Source organism: Flavihumibacter profundi, from assembly GCF_020076305.1.
Taxonomy (GTDB): Bacteria; Bacteroidota; Bacteroidia; order Chitinophagales; family Chitinophagaceae; genus Flavihumibacter; species Flavihumibacter profundi.
Genome location: NZ_JAIQXE010000001.1, coordinates 1,240,995 through 1,257,647, shown reverse-complemented (window position 1 = coordinate 1,257,647; position 16,653 = coordinate 1,240,995). Strand labels below are relative to the sequence as shown.

At 41.3% G+C, this 16,653-nt stretch carries 15 protein-coding genes; 9 read left to right on the top strand and 6 right to left on the bottom strand.

The genetic code is table 11. The features are described 5' to 3' along the window. Nucleotides 1-56 precede the first annotated feature (56 nt). Both def and LAQ65_RS05370 read left to right on the top strand, forming a co-directional pair. Nucleotides 57-635, top strand: a complete 579-nt coding sequence (gene def, locus LAQ65_RS05375) for a peptide deformylase (protein ID WP_224115916.1) — start codon at nt 57-59, stop codon at nt 633-635. Next, complete coding sequence (locus LAQ65_RS05370; RefSeq protein ID WP_224115915.1) at nt 636-1,571, top strand: hypothetical protein; 936 nt, start codon at nt 636-638, stop codon at nt 1,569-1,571. It begins immediately after the preceding gene. A 21-nt stretch (nt 1,572-1,592) separates the two neighbouring features. Here LAQ65_RS05370 and LAQ65_RS05365 read toward each other — a convergent pair whose 3' ends face one another. Then, nucleotides 1,593-2,663 carry an RluA family pseudouridine synthase gene (locus LAQ65_RS05365; RefSeq protein ID WP_224115914.1) on the bottom strand — a complete coding sequence of 357 codons (1,071 nt, stop codon included), beginning with the start codon at nt 2,661-2,663 and terminating at the stop codon, nt 1,593-1,595. 60 nt (nt 2,664-2,723) lie between these two features. Between LAQ65_RS05365 and lipB the strand changes: the two genes are divergently transcribed. After that, complete coding sequence (gene lipB, locus LAQ65_RS05360) at nt 2,724-3,422, top strand: lipoyl(octanoyl) transferase LipB (protein ID WP_224115913.1); 699 nt, start codon at nt 2,724-2,726, stop codon at nt 3,420-3,422. 8 nt (nt 3,423-3,430) lie between these two features. On the opposite strand, the gene LAQ65_RS05355 is transcribed toward lipB, so the two are convergent. Both LAQ65_RS05355 and LAQ65_RS05350 read right to left on the bottom strand, forming a co-directional pair. Continuing rightward, on the bottom strand, nt 3,431-4,360 hold the full coding sequence (locus LAQ65_RS05355; RefSeq protein ID WP_224115912.1) for a hypothetical protein: 930 nt from the start codon (nt 4,358-4,360) through the stop codon (nt 3,431-3,433). Between the two features lie 34 nt (nt 4,361-4,394). Further along, a complete protein-coding gene (locus tag LAQ65_RS05350) occupies nt 4,395-5,297 on the bottom strand; it encodes a 1-aminocyclopropane-1-carboxylate deaminase/D-cysteine desulfhydrase (RefSeq protein ID WP_224115911.1) in 903 nt (300 codons plus the stop codon). A 41-nt stretch (nt 5,298-5,338) separates the two neighbouring features. Between LAQ65_RS05350 and LAQ65_RS05345 the strand changes: the two genes are divergently transcribed. Further along, entirely contained in the window at nt 5,339-6,241 is a 903-nt protein-coding gene (locus tag LAQ65_RS05345) for a nucleotidyltransferase family protein (protein WP_224115910.1), read from the top strand. Nucleotides 6,242-6,290: 49 nt separating this feature from the next. On the opposite strand, the gene LAQ65_RS05340 is transcribed toward LAQ65_RS05345, so the two are convergent. Together LAQ65_RS05340 and LAQ65_RS05335 are read right to left on the bottom strand one after the other, a co-directional pair. Further along, entirely contained in the window at nt 6,291-7,388 is a 1,098-nt protein-coding gene (locus tag LAQ65_RS05340; protein ID WP_224115909.1) for a S1 family peptidase, read from the bottom strand. Then, nucleotides 7,385-7,954, bottom strand: coding sequence for an RNA polymerase sigma factor (locus LAQ65_RS05335; RefSeq protein WP_224115908.1), 570 nt, complete (start codon nt 7,952-7,954; stop codon nt 7,385-7,387). Before LAQ65_RS05335 ends, LAQ65_RS05340 begins: the two co-directional genes overlap by 4 nt. A 138-nt stretch (nt 7,955-8,092) precedes the next feature. On the opposite strand from LAQ65_RS05335, the gene LAQ65_RS05330 reads away from it, so the two are divergent. From LAQ65_RS05330 to LAQ65_RS05310, 5 genes are all read left to right on the top strand, one after another. Beyond that, entirely contained in the window at nt 8,093-8,302 is a 210-nt protein-coding gene (locus LAQ65_RS05330) for a hypothetical protein (protein WP_224115907.1), read from the top strand. A 428-nt stretch (nt 8,303-8,730) separates the two neighbouring features. Then, on the top strand, nt 8,731-10,704 hold the full coding sequence (locus LAQ65_RS05325; protein WP_224115906.1) for a T9SS type A sorting domain-containing protein: 1,974 nt from the start codon (nt 8,731-8,733) through the stop codon (nt 10,702-10,704). 29 nt (nt 10,705-10,733) lie between these two features. Continuing rightward, nucleotides 10,734-11,264, top strand: a complete 531-nt coding sequence (locus LAQ65_RS05320; protein WP_224115905.1) for a T9SS type A sorting domain-containing protein — start codon at nt 10,734-10,736, stop codon at nt 11,262-11,264. 20 nt (nt 11,265-11,284) lie between these two features. Then, nucleotides 11,285-15,031: a beta strand repeat-containing protein gene (locus tag LAQ65_RS05315; RefSeq protein ID WP_224115904.1), complete on the top strand. Its 3,747-nt coding sequence runs from the start codon at nt 11,285-11,287 to the stop codon at nt 15,029-15,031. A 21-nt stretch (nt 15,032-15,052) separates the two neighbouring features. Next, nucleotides 15,053-15,334: a hypothetical protein gene (locus tag LAQ65_RS05310; RefSeq protein WP_224115903.1), complete on the top strand. Its 282-nt coding sequence runs from the start codon at nt 15,053-15,055 to the stop codon at nt 15,332-15,334. A gap of 39 nt (nt 15,335-15,373) precedes the next feature. Here the strand turns inward: LAQ65_RS05310 and LAQ65_RS05305 are convergent, their stop codons facing one another. Then, nucleotides 15,374-16,609 carry an isocitrate dehydrogenase (NADP(+)) gene (locus tag LAQ65_RS05305; RefSeq protein WP_224115902.1) on the bottom strand — a complete coding sequence of 412 codons (1,236 nt, stop codon included), beginning with the start codon at nt 16,607-16,609 and terminating at the stop codon, nt 15,374-15,376. Nucleotides 16,610-16,653 lie beyond the last annotated feature (44 nt).

Sequence of the window (16,653 nt, the reverse complement as noted above, 5' to 3'; positions counted from 1 at the left end):
CCCAAGGACTGTCTTCCTTCTTTTCTTACCTTCGCACCTTGAAAAATGAGAGAAGCATGATTTTACCCATTGTTGCATATGGTCATCCGGTTTTAAGAACAGTAGCTAAAGATATTACCCCCGAATTCCCGGCCCTGGACCAACTCATTCTGGATATGTGGGAAACAATGTATTATAGTAATGGTGTTGGGCTCGCAGCTCCCCAGGTTAACCGGGATATCAGGCTTTTTGTCGTGGATAGTGCCCAGATTTTTGATAACCTTGAACCAGATGAAAAGAAAGAATACCCTGACGACGAAGGCATTAAGTCTGTTTTTATAAATGCTCATATTAAAGAATTGACTGGAGAAGACTGGCCTTACAATGAAGGCTGCCTTAGCATACCCAAAATCAGGGAAGATGTATTACGGCCTGAGGAAGTGACTATTGAATATTTTGATGAAAATTTCCAGCCTCAGTCTAGAACTTTTAATGGAATAACGGCAAGGGTTATTCTGCATGAATATGACCACCTGGAAGGAAAGCTTTTTATTGACCATATTAAGCCCTTAAAGCGAAAATTACTTAAAGGCAAGCTTGATGATATTTCCAAAGGGAAAGTAAGGGTTGATTACCGCATGATGTTCGCCAAATAAGTGAAAACTATTGCAATAAGCATTTTTTTATGTTGCCTGGCTGCCCTGCAAATCAGTGCGCAGGATTCAATGGTAATTATAAACCAGAAAGTGATTACACTTAAGGAAGTGGTAGTACGCAGTAATATGGACGTTCCTTCCTTTATTCGCCGCATCCAGCTTGATACCAGTTTTTACCGGGCTTTCAAAAATTTACATGAAATAAGTTATACTGCACTTAATGATGTAAGGATGCTCGATAAGAAAGGTGAATTAAAGGCATCCCTACAAAGTAAGACACAGCAGGACTTTAGCAATGGCTGCCGCAGAATGGCTGTATTGGAAGAACAAAGCAGTGGTGATATAAAAACACCTGGTGGCGATTGGAATTATTATACCGCCGAAATGTATGCCGCTTTATTTTTCACCCAGGGGGAGGTTTGCGGGGAAAACACTTCTGTAAAAGCATCTGAATTGAGTCTGCATGATAAGCACGGACTGGAAAAACACAAGGAGCAGCTAAAAATGATGTTCTTTAATCCAGGGCGGCGTATTCCGGGTATACCATTTATCGGTGATAAAATCAATATATATGAAGAACCCAATTCTTCATATTATGACTTCGAATTAGATATCCAGCCATATCACGGGCAAAACTGCTATGTATTTACCATTTCAGCGAAAAAAGACCTTTCAGGTTTTGAGAAGGATAAAGTTGTTTTTAATAGCATAACCACCTGGTTTGACCAGCAAAAAATGAGTATTGTTGCACGCAGGTATGACCTCAGTTATGATGCCGCGGTTTATGATTTTGATGTTCAGATGGAAGTGGAGATTAGCCCATTGGAAGATATCTGGCTGCCTTCTTTAATCCGGTATACGGGCAACTGGAAACTGGCATTTAAAAAAAGGGAGCGGGGGGTATTTACCGCTACAATCTTTAATGCAAAAAAATAAAAGGGAAGAAAACAGTAAAACTTAATCTTCCATATTTTTCCCTTTGAACTTTACATAATTCCGCCATTTTTCAATCAGCTCTTCCATATCTTTTGCCAATTCACTCTCAAAAAAAACCTGCTCCCCAGTTCCCGGATGTTTGAAACCAATATTTTTTGCATGTAATGCATGCCTTGGGCAAATACTGAAGCAGTTGTCAATAAATTGCCTGTATTTAGTATAAACAGTGCCTTTTACAATCCTGTCCCCGCCATAAAAATCATCATTGAATAAAGGGTGGCCAATATGTTGCATATGGACCCTTATCTGGTGGGTGCGGCCGGTTTCTAAACGGCATTCAACCAGGGTTACATATCCAAATCTCTCAAGTACCTTATAATGGGTAATTGCATCCTTACCATATTCACCTTCCGGATAGGCGTCAAAAAGTTTTCTAAATCTTTTATGGCGGCCAATATGGGCAATCACCGTTCCTTCCTCTTCCGCAAGGTCACCCCAAACCAGGGCGATATAACGCCGGTAGACAGTATGGTCAAAAAACTGCCTGGCTAAGGAAGTCACTGCCCGGTCAGTTTTAGCCAGTACCATTAAACCGCTTGTATTTTTATCGATCCGGTGTACCATCCCAAACCTTGGCAGGTTTTCTTCTGTAATTTCTTTATTTTGTTGTTGAAGATACCAGGCTATGCCATTAATTAACGTCCCACCGGGGTTTCCCGATGCGGGGTGCACAACAAGTCCGGCTGGTTTATTAATAATCAGGATATCATTATCCTCATAATGAATATTAAGGGGCATTTGTTCAGGAACAATATGTTCCCCTTTCTTTTCGCGGTGTGAATAAACAACAATTTCATCTCCAGCCTTGATTTTGTAATTTGATTGGGTCGGTTTCCCATTTACCGTAACCCTCCCTGCTTCAATGCCTTTCTGTACTTTATTCCTGGTTGCATATTCAATTCTTGCAACAAGGAACTTATCAATACGGATGGGTTCCTGGCCTGCATCGATTGTAAGGGTATGCTGTTCGTAAAGTTCTTCTGTTGAATCTACCTGGTCTTCAAGTTCTTCTGCAACAGGATCAATGAGCATGGGCTAAGAAATTTTGACAAAAATAGGCAACTGTAGCCAGCCTTCCGCTAATTTTGCCGGATGCAGCAAGTAATGTTCAATGACCTGGGAATAATGAATTATCAATCGGCCTGGGACCTTCAGGAGGTCTTGTTGCAGGAAAACCTCAGAAAAAAGGCTGAAAGGCAGGAGTCGGGCGAGGATACTATCCACCATTTGCTTTTTGTAGAGCACCTGCCTGTGTATACGCTTGGTAAAAGTGGCAAGATGGAGCATGTGCTGATTGATGAGGATACTAGAATCCAGCGGGGTATTGAATTTTTTAAAATAAACCGGGGCGGTGATATTACTTTCCATGGGCCGCAACAATTGGTTGGTTACCCTATACTGGACCTGGAAAAATTCTATACCGATATTGGCCGTTACCTGCGGAGCCTCGAGGAAGTTATTATCCAGACCCTAAACGATTTTGGCTTAAAAGGTGAACGGTCACCAGGGGAAACGGGGGTTTGGCTTGATGCGAACCTGCCAGGTAAAGAAAGGAAGATATGCGCTATGGGCGTACGTTGCAGCCGTTGGGTCACCATGCACGGTTTTGCCCTGAATGTAAATACGGACCTTTCTTTTTTTGACCATATAATACCCTGTGGTATACAACAAAAATCGGTTACCTCAATGGAGAAAGAATTGGGCGGATTAATTCCTTTTAACCTTGTAAAAGACAGTGTTAAAAAAAATTTCGAGGATGTTTTCGCTGTTAAACTTGTACAAGACCTTTAGGTCCAGGTTTAGAAATCCTTGCCAATAAAAAAACGGTTCTTTTCAATCAGCGTATAGTCATCATATAATTCAAAAAGAAACCAGCCGGCATGTTCAAAATTTGCTTTGTCAAGCAATAATACCGGGTCTCTGATGTTTTTCACCTCAAATAAGAAAGTTTTGTTTTCATCGAAAAACCTGATTTGATATTTCCTTTTTTGTGCATCAGGAAGTTCTATATGCAGCAAACCTGTTTTATCGGGGAAGATATATTTAGATAATTTGTATACATCTTTGGGAATAAATGGTTTAATAAATATTGTATCCTTCGAAATGCTCGAAATCGTGTCCTTGGTTTTTAGGGAAACAGAATCCCTGAAACGTTTAAGTTCAGATTCCTTTAAATTGTCAACAATCAGGCTGCCCTTTTTGATAGTGTAAGTTTTTTCAGGTTCTTTCATTTGCCCCTTTGCTTTATTGGGAAGGTCTACTTCAGTTAGCACAGGACGTGGTGGAACGACTCCCGCATCCGGATAATTTGATTTGTTTTTATTGGAAGGATCAGGGTTGTCAATTTGTTTTTTGGGCGTCGGAGGTATGTATTTTGTAGGTTTCCTCGATGGACTAAATAAATATCGTCCGCTATCTAATAAAATATACAACCTGTAGTAATAATTGCTATCAGTTGATTTATTATCAACATATCCATTTAATAAAACAGTTGGATCCGGAATGGAAACTATAGTTTTAAACTGGCGCAGGCTATCCCGGGAACGCTGTATACTTAATTGTTTGGTTTTATTGCCAAAAAGATTGGTCCAGCTGATCAATACTTTATTGCCCGACCTGATTACTGCTGAAAAAGAAGGTAAAGTATCCTGTCCATGAGCATTGAAATCTAAGAATAATACAATAAGTACAGTTACAAATATTCGAGTTTTGCAGTTTATACTTGCCATCGCGGCAAATATAAGGTAGGGCAATTTTAATCCCTTATAAAAAAATCAATTGGCCGGAATTTAACGAACGGTTACCCTGAAGCCCACCACTATGAATGGCTAATACTTTGTCGGAATCCTGAAAATGGCCCTTTTTAACCAGGTCTTGAAGGCCGAACAGCATTTTACCGGTATAAACAATATCAGTGGGTATTTCGGTTATGCGGTACAGTTCGTTCATGAAATTGAGAAGGGAGGGGGGGTGTTTAGCGTAACCGCCAAAATGATAATCATAAAGCAGGCTAAAAGGGGCTGCATTTTCGTTTTGCCATTTTTTAATTTCACTAGTGAGGTTGTCATCCCCTTTTAAACTGCTGATGCCTATTAATTTTTGATGCCCAAATGCTGCATTTGTAAGGCCAGCAAGCATTGTGCCTGTTCCAACTGCACAAATAATATGGCTGTAGTCATGCAATGAGGGCACAATATCAAGAATTGAAGAAGCACCCAAAACGCCGGGCTGCCCTTGTCCTCCTTCCGGGATTGCCAGCCAGTTAGCAGGTATAAGTCCGGAATTTTCCAAACCGGTTTTCAACAAGCCATAATCTTTCCTTGAGAAAAAGTGCAATTCCATTCCATAAGAACGTGCATCAGCCAGAGTTTTGCTTTGTTTTTCTCCCTGTTCTCCCCGGATTATCGCGGCACTTTTCAATCCGGCGTATTGGGCTGCACATGCGGTTGCAACAATATGGTTAGAATATGCTCCGCCTGCTGTAAATACCCCTTCTTTTCTTTGCTCTATAGCTATTTTCAACCATTCCTTTAGCTTATACCATTTATTACCGGAAATAACCGTATGGATTTTATCCAGCCGCAATAAATCAACCTGTATCCGTTGTTTCCGGAAAAACTCAACCGGTTGCATTGTTGCCATATTGTTTGTTACCGGTAAATTCATATCGGAATATTTATATTCGTGTTTTAAACAAAAATAGAAGAATGCAACCAACACTTGTGATACTGGCTGCGGGAATGGCTTCCCGGTATGGGAGTCTTAAGCAGATCCAATCATTTGGACCGAGTGGAGAAACAATCATGGAATATTCAATTTATGATGCTATCCGTGCCGGCTTTGGAAAAGTAGTATTTATTATCAGAAAGGAATTTGAGCAGGACTTCAGGGAAATTTTTGGGGAAAAATTGCAGGGCAGGGTAAGGGTTGATTATGTGTTTCAGGACCTGAATGCATTCTTAAATGGTGCCCCAGTTCCTGCAGACCGAACTAAGCCCTGGGGAACAGCCCATGCAGTACTCTGTGCAAAAACTGCAGTGAATGAACCATTCGCCGTAATCAATGCAGACGATTTTTATGGTCGGGATGCTTTTGAGCAGGCTTATAGGTTCCTAGTTCGAGATTGTAATGAAAAAACCTATGCGATCATTGGATATGAATTATTAAAAACACTTTCTGAGCATGGAACCGTAAACAGAGGGGTTTGCCAGGTGGACAGTAAAGGAAATCTTGAATCCATAGCAGAAAGGCTGAATATTTCATTAAAGGATGGACAAATCCAGTGCGATGACAACCTGGAGCCCAAGGTATTGCCGTTAAAATCAAGTGTATCCATGAATTTCTGGTGTTTTCATCCTTCGGTTTTTGCGGTTAGCCAGGAAATGTTTGATGCTTTTTTGAAGGAAAATGCAAATAACCCCAAATCCGAGTTTTTTATACCGATTGTCGCAGACAAATTTACTAAATCAGGCTTGGGTGTAATACCGGTTATACCTACATCATCAAACTGGTTTGGTGTGACTTATAAGGAAGACGCTCCAAGTGTGCAGGCAAGCCTAGATGCACTGGTTGAAAAGGGTGAGTATCCACAAAACCTATGGGTTTCATAGGAAAATGATGAACATTAAGTATTAGGCAGTATTTAATGCTGCCTAATACTTAGTAAGTCATCACGTTGTAAATACAATCTTCAATCTTTTTAATTTGCTGTACACGATCAATGCCTTTTACACTGGAACGGGTAGGCACTTTGAGGCTGTATAGCGAACTATCAACTTTTAAAGAATCGAGGGCGGCGAAGATATTTTTACTCTGGCTACTGAATACAACGCCTTCTGCAGTCAGTTGTTTTCCGCTTAAAACACCAATTACTTCTCCTGCATGGTTAAAGATTGGACCACCTGAGTTACCTGGATTTGCTGAAATTGCAATCTGGTACGTAATTGTATCACCATCAAATCCCGTTTTAGCACTAAGATAACCTTCATTGTACACAATTTCTGTACGAGGGAATCCAAGCGTAAATATTTGCTCCCCCAGTTCAGCCTTTCCATTACGGATGCCGTATGGTAAATGGTCAACAGGAACAAAGCGGTTGTCGTCAATTTTGAGTATGGCGATATCGGTATTATCGTTGACAAGCATTGTCTTTGCCTTAAAATATTCTCCTTTATTATTAATAATATAAATGGAATCGGCTTTTGAAATTACATGGGCTGATGTTACGAGATAACCTTTACCGTCAATTAAAAATCCGGTTCCACCAAATTTACCAGGTGCATCTGGCTTACTAGGTATTGATTTAAACGAACTAATTTCCTTTTGGGTTTGTTTTTGGGATATTTTTACTGCATTGATCTCTTTTTTAAGCAGAGCAATTTCATGAGGACTGCTTTTCGGACTCAGGAAAGCAACAAGGCCACTGATCGCCAAAGCAGTTAGTCCGGCAATTGACGCTGCCATAGCAAAAACCTTTTTATACTTATTTACCTGTTGTAAAACCCGGATTTTAGGCATTACATCTTTGATCTCGCCAGTATTTATAAGATGGTTATGGGTTTCGTGTAATAAACCCTTAATAGACTTCCTTTCGCCGAAATGCGTTAGCTGCTGTAAAAAAATAGCATGCTCAACAACAAGTTGGTCGATTTCCGGGTTTGTTCTGCGCAATTGCTCAAAATATTCCTTTTCCTGAATATTCATTTCACCCAGGATATATCTTTCCACAGCTTCCAAAATTTGTACATCGTCGTTCATATTACCTGGTTTTTATATTGAGCAAAAAACAGTTTTTTCAATCGGGTCAGGCATTTATACTTCTGGTTCTTCGCATTATCTGCATTAGTATAGCCAAAATTACCAGCTATTTCAATCATGCTTCTTTTCTGCAAATAATAGGCTTCCAATAAACTTCTGCAGGGTTCACCTAATCCCATCATTGCTTTTTCCATTACCTGGAATTCCATATTTTTCATTTCATGTAATTCCAGTTCGTCCTCAACTGGAACAACTTCAGCAAAGCCCTCTACTTCAGATGAATACTTCTGTAATTGTTGTAAACGCTTGAGCCACAGTCTTCTGGATACAGAATATAAATATGTTTTTATTTGGCAGCTCAGTTCGAATTTTTCTGACTTTGCTTTTTCATACAAAACGAGCATCGCTTCCTGGAAAATATCTCTGGCGTCATCTACACTTCCATTGTTATTAATAATCAGCGATTGAACCATAGGATAATTGTCTTTGTATATGGTTTCAGTTGCCCTCCGGTCATTCTCTGCCAATCCTTTCAGCAATGTTTTTTCAAATGGATCTGTCGTCACGCTGCTTTATTTAATACCCAAAATAACAAATAGTAACCCGGAAAGCCCGGCAAAAAAATAAATTAATGTGAGGGTTACCTTTTTCTGATTATAGTATAAATACCAAATCATTCATTCAAAAAATTTAAAAGAGATCAAATGAAAAAGCTCCTTTTTGTTCTGGTTATTGGCGCATTCGCAGCTTGTAACAATGCTGCTGAAACTACTGAAGCTACTGCTGATTCTACTGTAGCTGCAGTTGATTCTGCTGTTACTGCTACTGTTGACAGTGCAAAAGCAACTATCGATTCAACTGCAAAGGCTGCTGTTGATACTGTAAAAGCCCAGGTTGAAGCACCGAAAAAGTAAAATTTTTCATATGGCAAGCAAATGTTAGATGCCGTCCTGTTCGCAGGATGGCATTTCTACCAGCTTGTAAAAAAATAGTCGATACTTAAGTATCGACTATTTTTTTGTTAGGGTATATGGGTAATTTATGCAATTTATTCGAAGCTTTACGAGGGTTATTTTGAAAATATACTAATCCTCAAAAAATCATGGTAAATAATTAGTTTTCAAAGAATATTTCCACTTATTTAGTCGTTGTTATTAAAGATATCCTGATCCAACGCAAAATAAATCCTTATGAAAACAGATTTACTTATACCTATTACAGGCGAATTATTTAATCGATTTGCCACCTCTTCTCTAAGCAATTACAAGTCAATTCATTGTGGTTAATAGAATGATTTATTACTAAAGACAATTTAGTAGTTTTTTAATTTTAATTAATCCTTATGAAGAAGCTTATAATCATTATTATATTAAGTTTATTTGGATTGCCAAATGCAATAAGCCAGATTACTTCACCAACAAATAAAGCCAATTTTGGGGTTGACGGAGAAGTAAGGGCTAGTTTTCTTGGACTGCTTCCCCAGCCCGCGGCAACTTCCCATGATTGGTTTGCCAATACAATTTCCGGCCCCCCCCGTTTTATGATAGATACGACAGGCGCAGCTGCCATTACAGCCAGGTATGTTACAGATCTTAACTTCAGGAAACTGCCTTTTTTCAGGGTTTTAAAGTATGATCCGTTTACAATACTGGATGGAAGAATGCTCATTGATGCGGTTTATATCAGGGATTACCATGGTATAGACTCCACAACTTTTGCAATGTCTAATAAAAATGGGGACAGTCCGCAGAGCTGGAGTGGCGCAGCATCCCAAAATGTTCCTGATAAAAATGACCTCCTCGACATGTTTGTACATGTAAGGAGAGCAGGATCATTACCGAGACTTCAGGATTCCCTGTGGTTTATAGGAGGAATTTCGCTGGATGCTACTGCCGGAAACCGTTATTTTGATTTTGAATTATATCAAACTGATATATTCTATAACCGTTCTACACTTTCTTTTACAGGTTATGGTCCCGATGCAGGACATACAAGCTGGCAGTTTGACCCGGTGACTGGTGCCGTTACAAAGCCCGGTGATGTTATTTTTTCCGCCAATTTTGGGGGAAGCGGTCTGCAAGACCTCGTGGCCAGAATCTGGGTAAATAAAAGTGCTTTATTAATTAATTCGCCAAACTTTGACTGGGCCGGTACTTTTGATGGAGCTACTTCCAGTTCGACTTTTGGTTACGCCAGTATTGTACCTAAAACAAACCAATTCTTTTATACTGGTCTCCAAAATAGTACTGCCACCTGGTCTGGACCATTCCAGCTGGTTAGGGCAGATAATTCAGTACAAACAACATACGATCCCAACCAGTTTTTGGAATTCTCTGTGAATATGGGTACACTGGGTTTAGACCCCATTTCCCTTTTAGGTGGTGATCCCTGTGGTTTACCATTCCGCAGGATACTGGTTAAATCCAGGTCATCCTCTGCTTTTACCGCTGAATTAAAAGATTTTGTCGGGCCTTTCGATTTCTTTGAATTTAAAGCTGCAGATGCGGCAGCAGACATTCCCATGATTTGTGGGGATAATATGATCAGTACTATTAGCGTAACCAACCCATTACCAACTTCAACATATTCATGGGTAACACCCGACGGAAAAATATTGGGTGATACATTTGGTTACCAGATAACAGTAGATACGCCAGGTACATATATTGTCCGGCAACAATTATTAAGTGGATGCAACCAATATGCGGCAGATACGGTGGTGGTTAAACTAGACCCTACCTGTGCATTATTACCACAAAACAGGATTGACTTGAAAGGCAATATCCAGGGGCAGGTAGCAAAACTTGATTTTGAGGTTTCTTCCAATGAAAATGTGAAGTATTATACCGTTGAAAGGAGCTTAGATGGAAAAACATATAAAATCTCTAAAACATTGAATGCTAATAATAATTCAGGATTTTCCTCTTATTTAATAGATGATGATATTTCTCAATTGGAGGGGAACCAGTTATATTATCGGGTTAAGATAGTTAGGATAGATGGCAGTACCCGGTATTCGTCCCCTTTATTACTTAATAGATCCTCTTCCCAACTAACAGGATTTATAATTTCCCCAAATCCTGTTTCAAGTAAAATGCAGATAATTATTCAGGCTGAAAAAAATCAGGTAGGTGTTGTTAAAATTTTTAATGCACTTGGTTCGTTATTGGAAATGAGAAGGGTATCCTTAATTACCGGAAACAATATTATAAGCTTCCAGGACTTTGGAAATTGGAGCAGCGGTATCTATCCGGTTCAGGTTCAGGTGGGTGAAAAATTATTTACCCAAAAAATGGTCCTTACCCCTAAAAAATAATTGTAACTCAGCCTATGAAATTCTTATCGATGAAAAAGCCACTAGTATGCCTGCAATTCTGCTGTTTGGTATTCGGCGCAGTTTCTGCCCAGGATAGCCATAGTGGGACCATAAATGCAGCCGGCGGGAGTTTCGGTAATGACAAACTCATTGTTGACTGGAGCATTGGGGAATTATCAAGGATTGATACAAAGGCGTCTCCCAATAATTCCCTTTTGGTTACACAGGGCCTCCTTCAACCCGACCTTGGCCGACAGGTTGTTTTTGTTGCTGATCCTGCTTTTACGCCTGGTGAAATTAAAATATTGCCCAATCCAGTTAAATCTATCCTTCAATTACAACTGTCCCTCCGTCAGGTTGGTTATGTGAGGTGCATGTTGTTCAGCGAAAAAGGGCAACGCCTTTACCAAACCAGCTTTACTTATTATGGATATGGTTACACGCAGTCTATCAATATGGCAAAATTAGCAACTGGAACATATTTTTTATACGTAGAGCTTGAGCCTACAGAAGGGCCAGTGGTCAGAAAAGGTTCATTCAAGATATTAAAGATCGATTAACCCGCTTAAATCCAAATCCAATGATAAAACAAGTTATGCCATTTGTGGTAGGCCTGTTTTTATGCAGTTCTCTCATGGCACAGGTGCCAAAACAAATTAATTACCAGGGAATTGCCAGAAACGCTTATGGGACGGCTTTAGCCAATCAGTCCCTCTCCCTTCGTTTAACAATACGGGAGTCCAGTGCATCCGGCACCGTAATGTATCAGGAAACCCGTAGTGTTCAAACCAATCAGTTTGGGCTTTTTGCAACTGCCATTGGTAGTGATGGGGCAACTGCTGTTTCCGGTAGTCTTTCGGGGGTAAACTGGGCCAATGGAATTGCAAAGTTCCTGGAAGTTGAAATGGATCCTAAAGGTGGCACACAATTCAGTTTTTTAGGTGCTTCGCCATTAACCAGCGTTCCGTTCGCATTTAGGGCCGAATCTGCTTCACCAGTAGGACAAGCTGGTGGCGATTTAAGTGGTAATTTCCCTAATCCAACTATCAAAGACGGGGCAATTACAGCTTCAAAGCTGGCGCCAGGAGTAATTCCAACATCAATCCCAATTAGTGGTACGGCAGGTGGAGATCTTTCCGGAACTTACCCGAATCCAATTATTGCTGGAAATGCTATTAATACTTCAAAAATTGCAGACAATGCAGTGAATAATACTAAACTAGCTGATAATGCTGTGACTACTTCAAAAGTAGCTGATGCATCAATTACCGCAGCCAAATTAGCTCCGGGTGTTATTCCCACCAGTTTGCCTGTTAGTGGAACAGCTGGAGGGGATTTAATTGGTACCTACCCAAACCCCTCAATAGGTGCAAATGCTGTAAATAGTTCAAAACTGGCTGATAATGCAGTTATTACGGCAAAAATTGCTGATGGATCAATTACTGCATCCAAATTAGCCCCTGGTGTTATCCCAACCAGTCTGCCGGTTAGTGGCACAGCGGGTGGTGACCTGACCGGAACATTTCCAAATCCGACAATTGGGGTTAATGCTATTACCACTACTAAAGTAGCAGATGGGGCTATTACAGCGGCAAAACTTGCTCCAGGTGTTATCCCGACTTCTTTACCTGTTAGCGGTACTGCAGGTGGTGATCTTACCGGAACCTATCCAAATCCAACTATTGCTGCAAATGCTGTTAGTACAGCTGAAATTGCTGATAATTCAATTACTACCACGAAATTGAATGGGCTTGCTGTTACTAATGCCAAAGTTGCAGATAATGCGATTACTACCACTAAAGTGGCTGACGCATCTATAACAGCTGCGAAGCTTGCTCCCGGGGTTATTCCAACTTCTATTCCGGTAAGTGGAACAGCAGGTGGTGACCTAACAGGTACCTATCCTAATCCAACAATTAGTGCAAATGCGATCACTACTACCAAAGTAGCCGACGCCTCTATTACTGCGGCTAAACTGGCTCCTGGCGTTATTCCGACCAGTCTTCCGGCTAGCGGTGCAGCAGGTGGTGATCTGACCGGGACTTACCCTAATCCGTCGATTGGTGCAAATGCTGTAAATACGACTAAAATTGCCGATAATGCAATAACTACAACAAAACTGAATGCGCTTGCAGTAACCAATGCTAAAATTGCAGATAATGCAGTTACTACCACTAAAGTAGCCGACGCCTCTATTACTGCGGTTAAACTGGCTCCGGGCGTTATCCCAACCAGTTTACCTGCAAGCGGTGCTGCAGGTGGTGACCTGACCGGAACTTACCCTAACCCAACGATTGGTGCTAACGCAGTTACAAATGCTAAAGTGGCCGATAATGCTATCACTACTACCAAAGTGGCTGATGCCTCTATTACTGCGGCAAAGCTTGCTCCTGGTGTTATTCCAACCAGCTTACCAATTAACGGTACCGCTGGTGGTGACCTAACAGGTACCTATCCTAATCCAACAATTGGTGCAAATGCGATCACTACTACTAAAGTAGCCGACGCCTCTATTACTGCGGCTAAACTGGCTCCTGGCGTTATTCCGACCAGTCTTCCGGCTAGCGGTGCAGCAGGTGGTGACCTGACCGGGACTTACCCTAATCCGACAATTGGTGCAAATGCTGTAAATACGACTAAAATTGCCGATAATGCAATAACTACAATAAAACTGAATGCGCTTGCAGTAACCAATGCTAAAATTGCAGATAATGCAGTTACTACCACTAAAGTAGCCGACGCCTCTATTACTGCGGTTAAACTGGCCCCGGGTGTTATCCCAACCAGCTTACCTGCTAGCGGTGCAGCTGGTGGTGACCTGACCGGAACTTACCCTAACCCAACGATTGCTGCAAATGCCATCACTACTACTAAAGTAGCAGATGCCTCTATTACTGCTGCAAAACTGGCCCCTGGTGTTATACCTACCATATTTTCTCCTTCTGGCGCAGCCGGAGGGGATCTAAGTGGAACATATCCCAACCCCGTTATCGGTAAATTAAATGGTGTGGCATTAAGTGCTACTGTTCCAGCAAGCGGACAGGTTCTTAAATACAATGGTACACAATGGGCGCCAGCTGCTGATAATACAGGTGGTGGCGGACTCACTTTTCCATTTACCGCTAGTATAGCAACAACCAGTGATATGTTCGGATTGACCAATACTGATTTTGGTACCGCACTTGCTGGCTCAAATAGCTCACCTGGTGCAGGCGCTACCGGAGTTGCAGGAAGAATTACTGCTGCTGCTCCTGCTGCAAGTGCAATTGGTGTTTATGGTGTTATTAATGCAGCAACTGCCAATGGATATGGTGTTTGGGGAAAGCACAATGGTTCCGGAACCGGAGTAAATGGTACTTCTGTTAATGGACCGGGTGTGTCAGGCTATTCTGTGAATGGATATGGAATTAGTGGTTTCAGTGAAAATGTTTATGGGGTTTATGGTTCAAGCACCAGTGGAACTGCCGGATTCTTTGATATTACCAATGCAGCAAACGGAAGTGATGCTTTATTGGTAACCAATGAACAATATAACGCTATAAGTGCTTCCAGCATAAAAGGAACTGGTGTATTTGGTGTTGCAAACGATATTTCAGGGGCAGGTTTGTATGGTGTTCATGTAGGGGGTGGGGAAGGTGTAACCGGTCAAACCATCAGTGATATTGCGGGTGCGATTGCAGGTACGAACTATGGGAATTATGCCGGGGTACGTGGTAATTCACCTTCAGGTATTGGTGTGCTTGCTGAATCAAATACAGATGGCGGTACCACAGGAACTGCTTTTGTAGCAAGACTTGAGGCAGCCGGAACTGGTAACCTCGCAATTTTTAAGGTGGGCTTATCCAATGTAGCAAGGATTGATAGGACCGGAAAGGCATTTTTTAATGGCGGTACCCAGAACAATGGTGCTGATGTTGCTGAATTCTTTGGCGTACAGGGTGCTTTAGCTGGTTATGAGCCAGGTGATGTATTGGAAATTTCAACTGATGCTGATCGCCAGGTTGTAAAATCTTCCGGACCATATTCGACTCTTGTTGCAGGTGTTTATGCCACCAAACCCGGGCTCTTACTTACAGAAGAAGATGCAGTAAATAGTGCCCTGGACAATGGTGTTCCAATGGGTGTAATAGGTGTTATCCCTACTAAAGTTTGCCTTGAAGGTGGTGCTATAAAGAGAGGTGATTTGTTGGTTACTTCTTCTCTTTCCGGAGTTGCGATGAAAGCAGATCCGGATAAAGTGAGGGTTGGACAGGTATTGGGTAAGGCCTTGCAGGATTTTTCCGGTAATGGAATTGGAAAAATTAATGTGTTGGTTAGCGTAAAATAAATAATCCCAAAATCATTGAAAATGAAAAAATATACTAAGATTTTAATTGCCTCGACCTTCCTTGTAATTGTTTCGGGCGGCTTGAAAGCACAATCAATCCGTACCGCGGAACAAGCTAAATTGCCCAGCAACAGACCAATGCCCGATAAAAGGATTTTGGAGCGCAAAATTGAAACGATGCGGGCAGCGGCACGCCAACAACAAATGCAGTTGAAAAGGGCGGAGCAGGAAAAAAGCCAGGTGCCTCAGTCACAACCAATCGATAATAGAAGAACCTTACAACCAGTTGTTTCTAATAAATAAAAAAGCGGCCGCCTCAAAAGTTTGAGGCGGCCCCATTTTTTATAAACCCATTTTCTTTTTCAGGTTTTCATCGAGTGCATCAAGGAATTCCTGTGTGTACAGGAAATGTTCGCCATGCCTCACTTTATTTCCGTGAACACAAACAGCAAGATCCTTGGTCATTTTTCCACTTTCTACAGTTTCAATACAAACTGCTTCCAGCGCATTACAGAAATCAACAAGAGGTTGATTGCCATCTAATTTACCGCGGAAAGCTAATCCCCTGGTCCAGGCAAAAATAGAGGCAATCGGATTTGTTGAAGTTGGCTTGCCAGCTTGGTGATCACGGTAGTGCCTTGTTACTGTTCCGTGGGCAGCTTCAGACTCCATTGTTTTACCATCGGGAGTAATTAACACGGAAGTCATTAAGCCGAGAGATCCAAATCCCTGGGCAACCGTATCACTCTGAACATCTCCATCATAATTCTTACAGGCCCAAACAAAATTACCATTCCATTTTAAGGCACTGGCTACCATGTCATCAATGAGACGGTGCTCGTAAACGATTCCTGCCGCCTCAAATTTTCCCTTAAACTCTTTCTCGTATATGTCCTGGAATATGTCCTTAAACCTGCCATCATACTTCTTTAGTATGGTGTTCTTTGTGGACAGGTATAAAGGCCATTTTTTGCTAAGTGCCATATTGAAACAACTCCTGGCAAATCCAATAATACTTTCATCGGTATTATACATAGACATCGCTACGCCATCTCCTTTGAAATTAAACACCTCAAAGACTTGGGGAGCACTACCGTCTTCCGGGGTAAATGTCATGGTCAGTTTACCCTTTCCCTTTATAACAGTATCTGTAGCACGATATTGGTCACCAAAAGCATGCCGGCCGACAATTATGGGGGCGGTCCAGTTAGTTACAAGCCTTGGGATATTATTAATTACAATAGGTTCCCTGAAAACCGTACCATCGAGGATATTGCGAATAGTTCCATTCGGGCTTTTCCACATCTGCTTGAGGTTGAATTCTTTAACCCTGGCTTCGTCGGGAGTAATGGTGGCACATTTAATACCTACGCCATATTCTTTAATTGCATTGGCTGCATCCACAGTAACCTGGTCATTAGTGGCATCACGATATTCTATGCCCAGGTCATAATATTTAATGTCCAGTTCAAGATAGGGTAAGATCAGTTTATCTTTGATGAATTGCCAGATGATTCTTGTCATCTCATCTCCATCAAGCTCAACAACAGGATTGGTTACCTTGATTTTTGTACTCATATTTAGCTGTTTTATTGCAAGTCTGCAAACCTAAGGGAAATGAA

Excerpts from the sequence above, each read along its gene's own strand:
- def (WP_224115916.1), top strand. The coding sequence starts at position 57 with ATGATTTTACCCATTGTTGCATATGGTCATCCGGTTTTAAGAACAGTA.
- LAQ65_RS05365 (WP_224115914.1), bottom strand. The coding sequence starts at position 2,663 with ATGCTCATTGATCCTGTTGCAGAAGAACTTGAAGACCAGGTAGATTCA.
- lipB (WP_224115913.1), top strand. The coding sequence starts at position 2,724 with ATGCAGCAAGTAATGTTCAATGACCTGGGAATAATGAATTATCAATCG.
- LAQ65_RS05355 (WP_224115912.1), bottom strand. The coding sequence starts at position 4,360 with ATGGCAAGTATAAACTGCAAAACTCGAATATTTGTAACTGTACTTATT.
- LAQ65_RS05350 (WP_224115911.1), bottom strand. The coding sequence starts at position 5,297 with ATGAATTTACCGGTAACAAACAATATGGCAACAATGCAACCGGTTGAG.
- LAQ65_RS05345 (WP_224115910.1), top strand. The coding sequence starts at position 5,339 with ATGCAACCAACACTTGTGATACTGGCTGCGGGAATGGCTTCCCGGTAT.
- LAQ65_RS05340 (WP_224115909.1), bottom strand. The coding sequence starts at position 7,388 with ATGAACGACGATGTACAAATTTTGGAAGCTGTGGAAAGATATATCCTG.
- LAQ65_RS05330 (WP_224115907.1), top strand. The coding sequence starts at position 8,093 with ATGAAAAAGCTCCTTTTTGTTCTGGTTATTGGCGCATTCGCAGCTTGT.
- LAQ65_RS05325 (WP_224115906.1), top strand. The coding sequence starts at position 8,731 with ATGAAGAAGCTTATAATCATTATTATATTAAGTTTATTTGGATTGCCA.
- LAQ65_RS05320 (WP_224115905.1), top strand. The coding sequence starts at position 10,734 with ATGAAAAAGCCACTAGTATGCCTGCAATTCTGCTGTTTGGTATTCGGC.
- LAQ65_RS05315 (WP_224115904.1), top strand. The coding sequence starts at position 11,285 with ATGATAAAACAAGTTATGCCATTTGTGGTAGGCCTGTTTTTATGCAGT.
- LAQ65_RS05310 (WP_224115903.1), top strand. The coding sequence starts at position 15,053 with ATGAAAAAATATACTAAGATTTTAATTGCCTCGACCTTCCTTGTAATT.
- LAQ65_RS05305 (WP_224115902.1), bottom strand. The coding sequence starts at position 16,609 with ATGAGTACAAAAATCAAGGTAACCAATCCTGTTGTTGAGCTTGATGGA.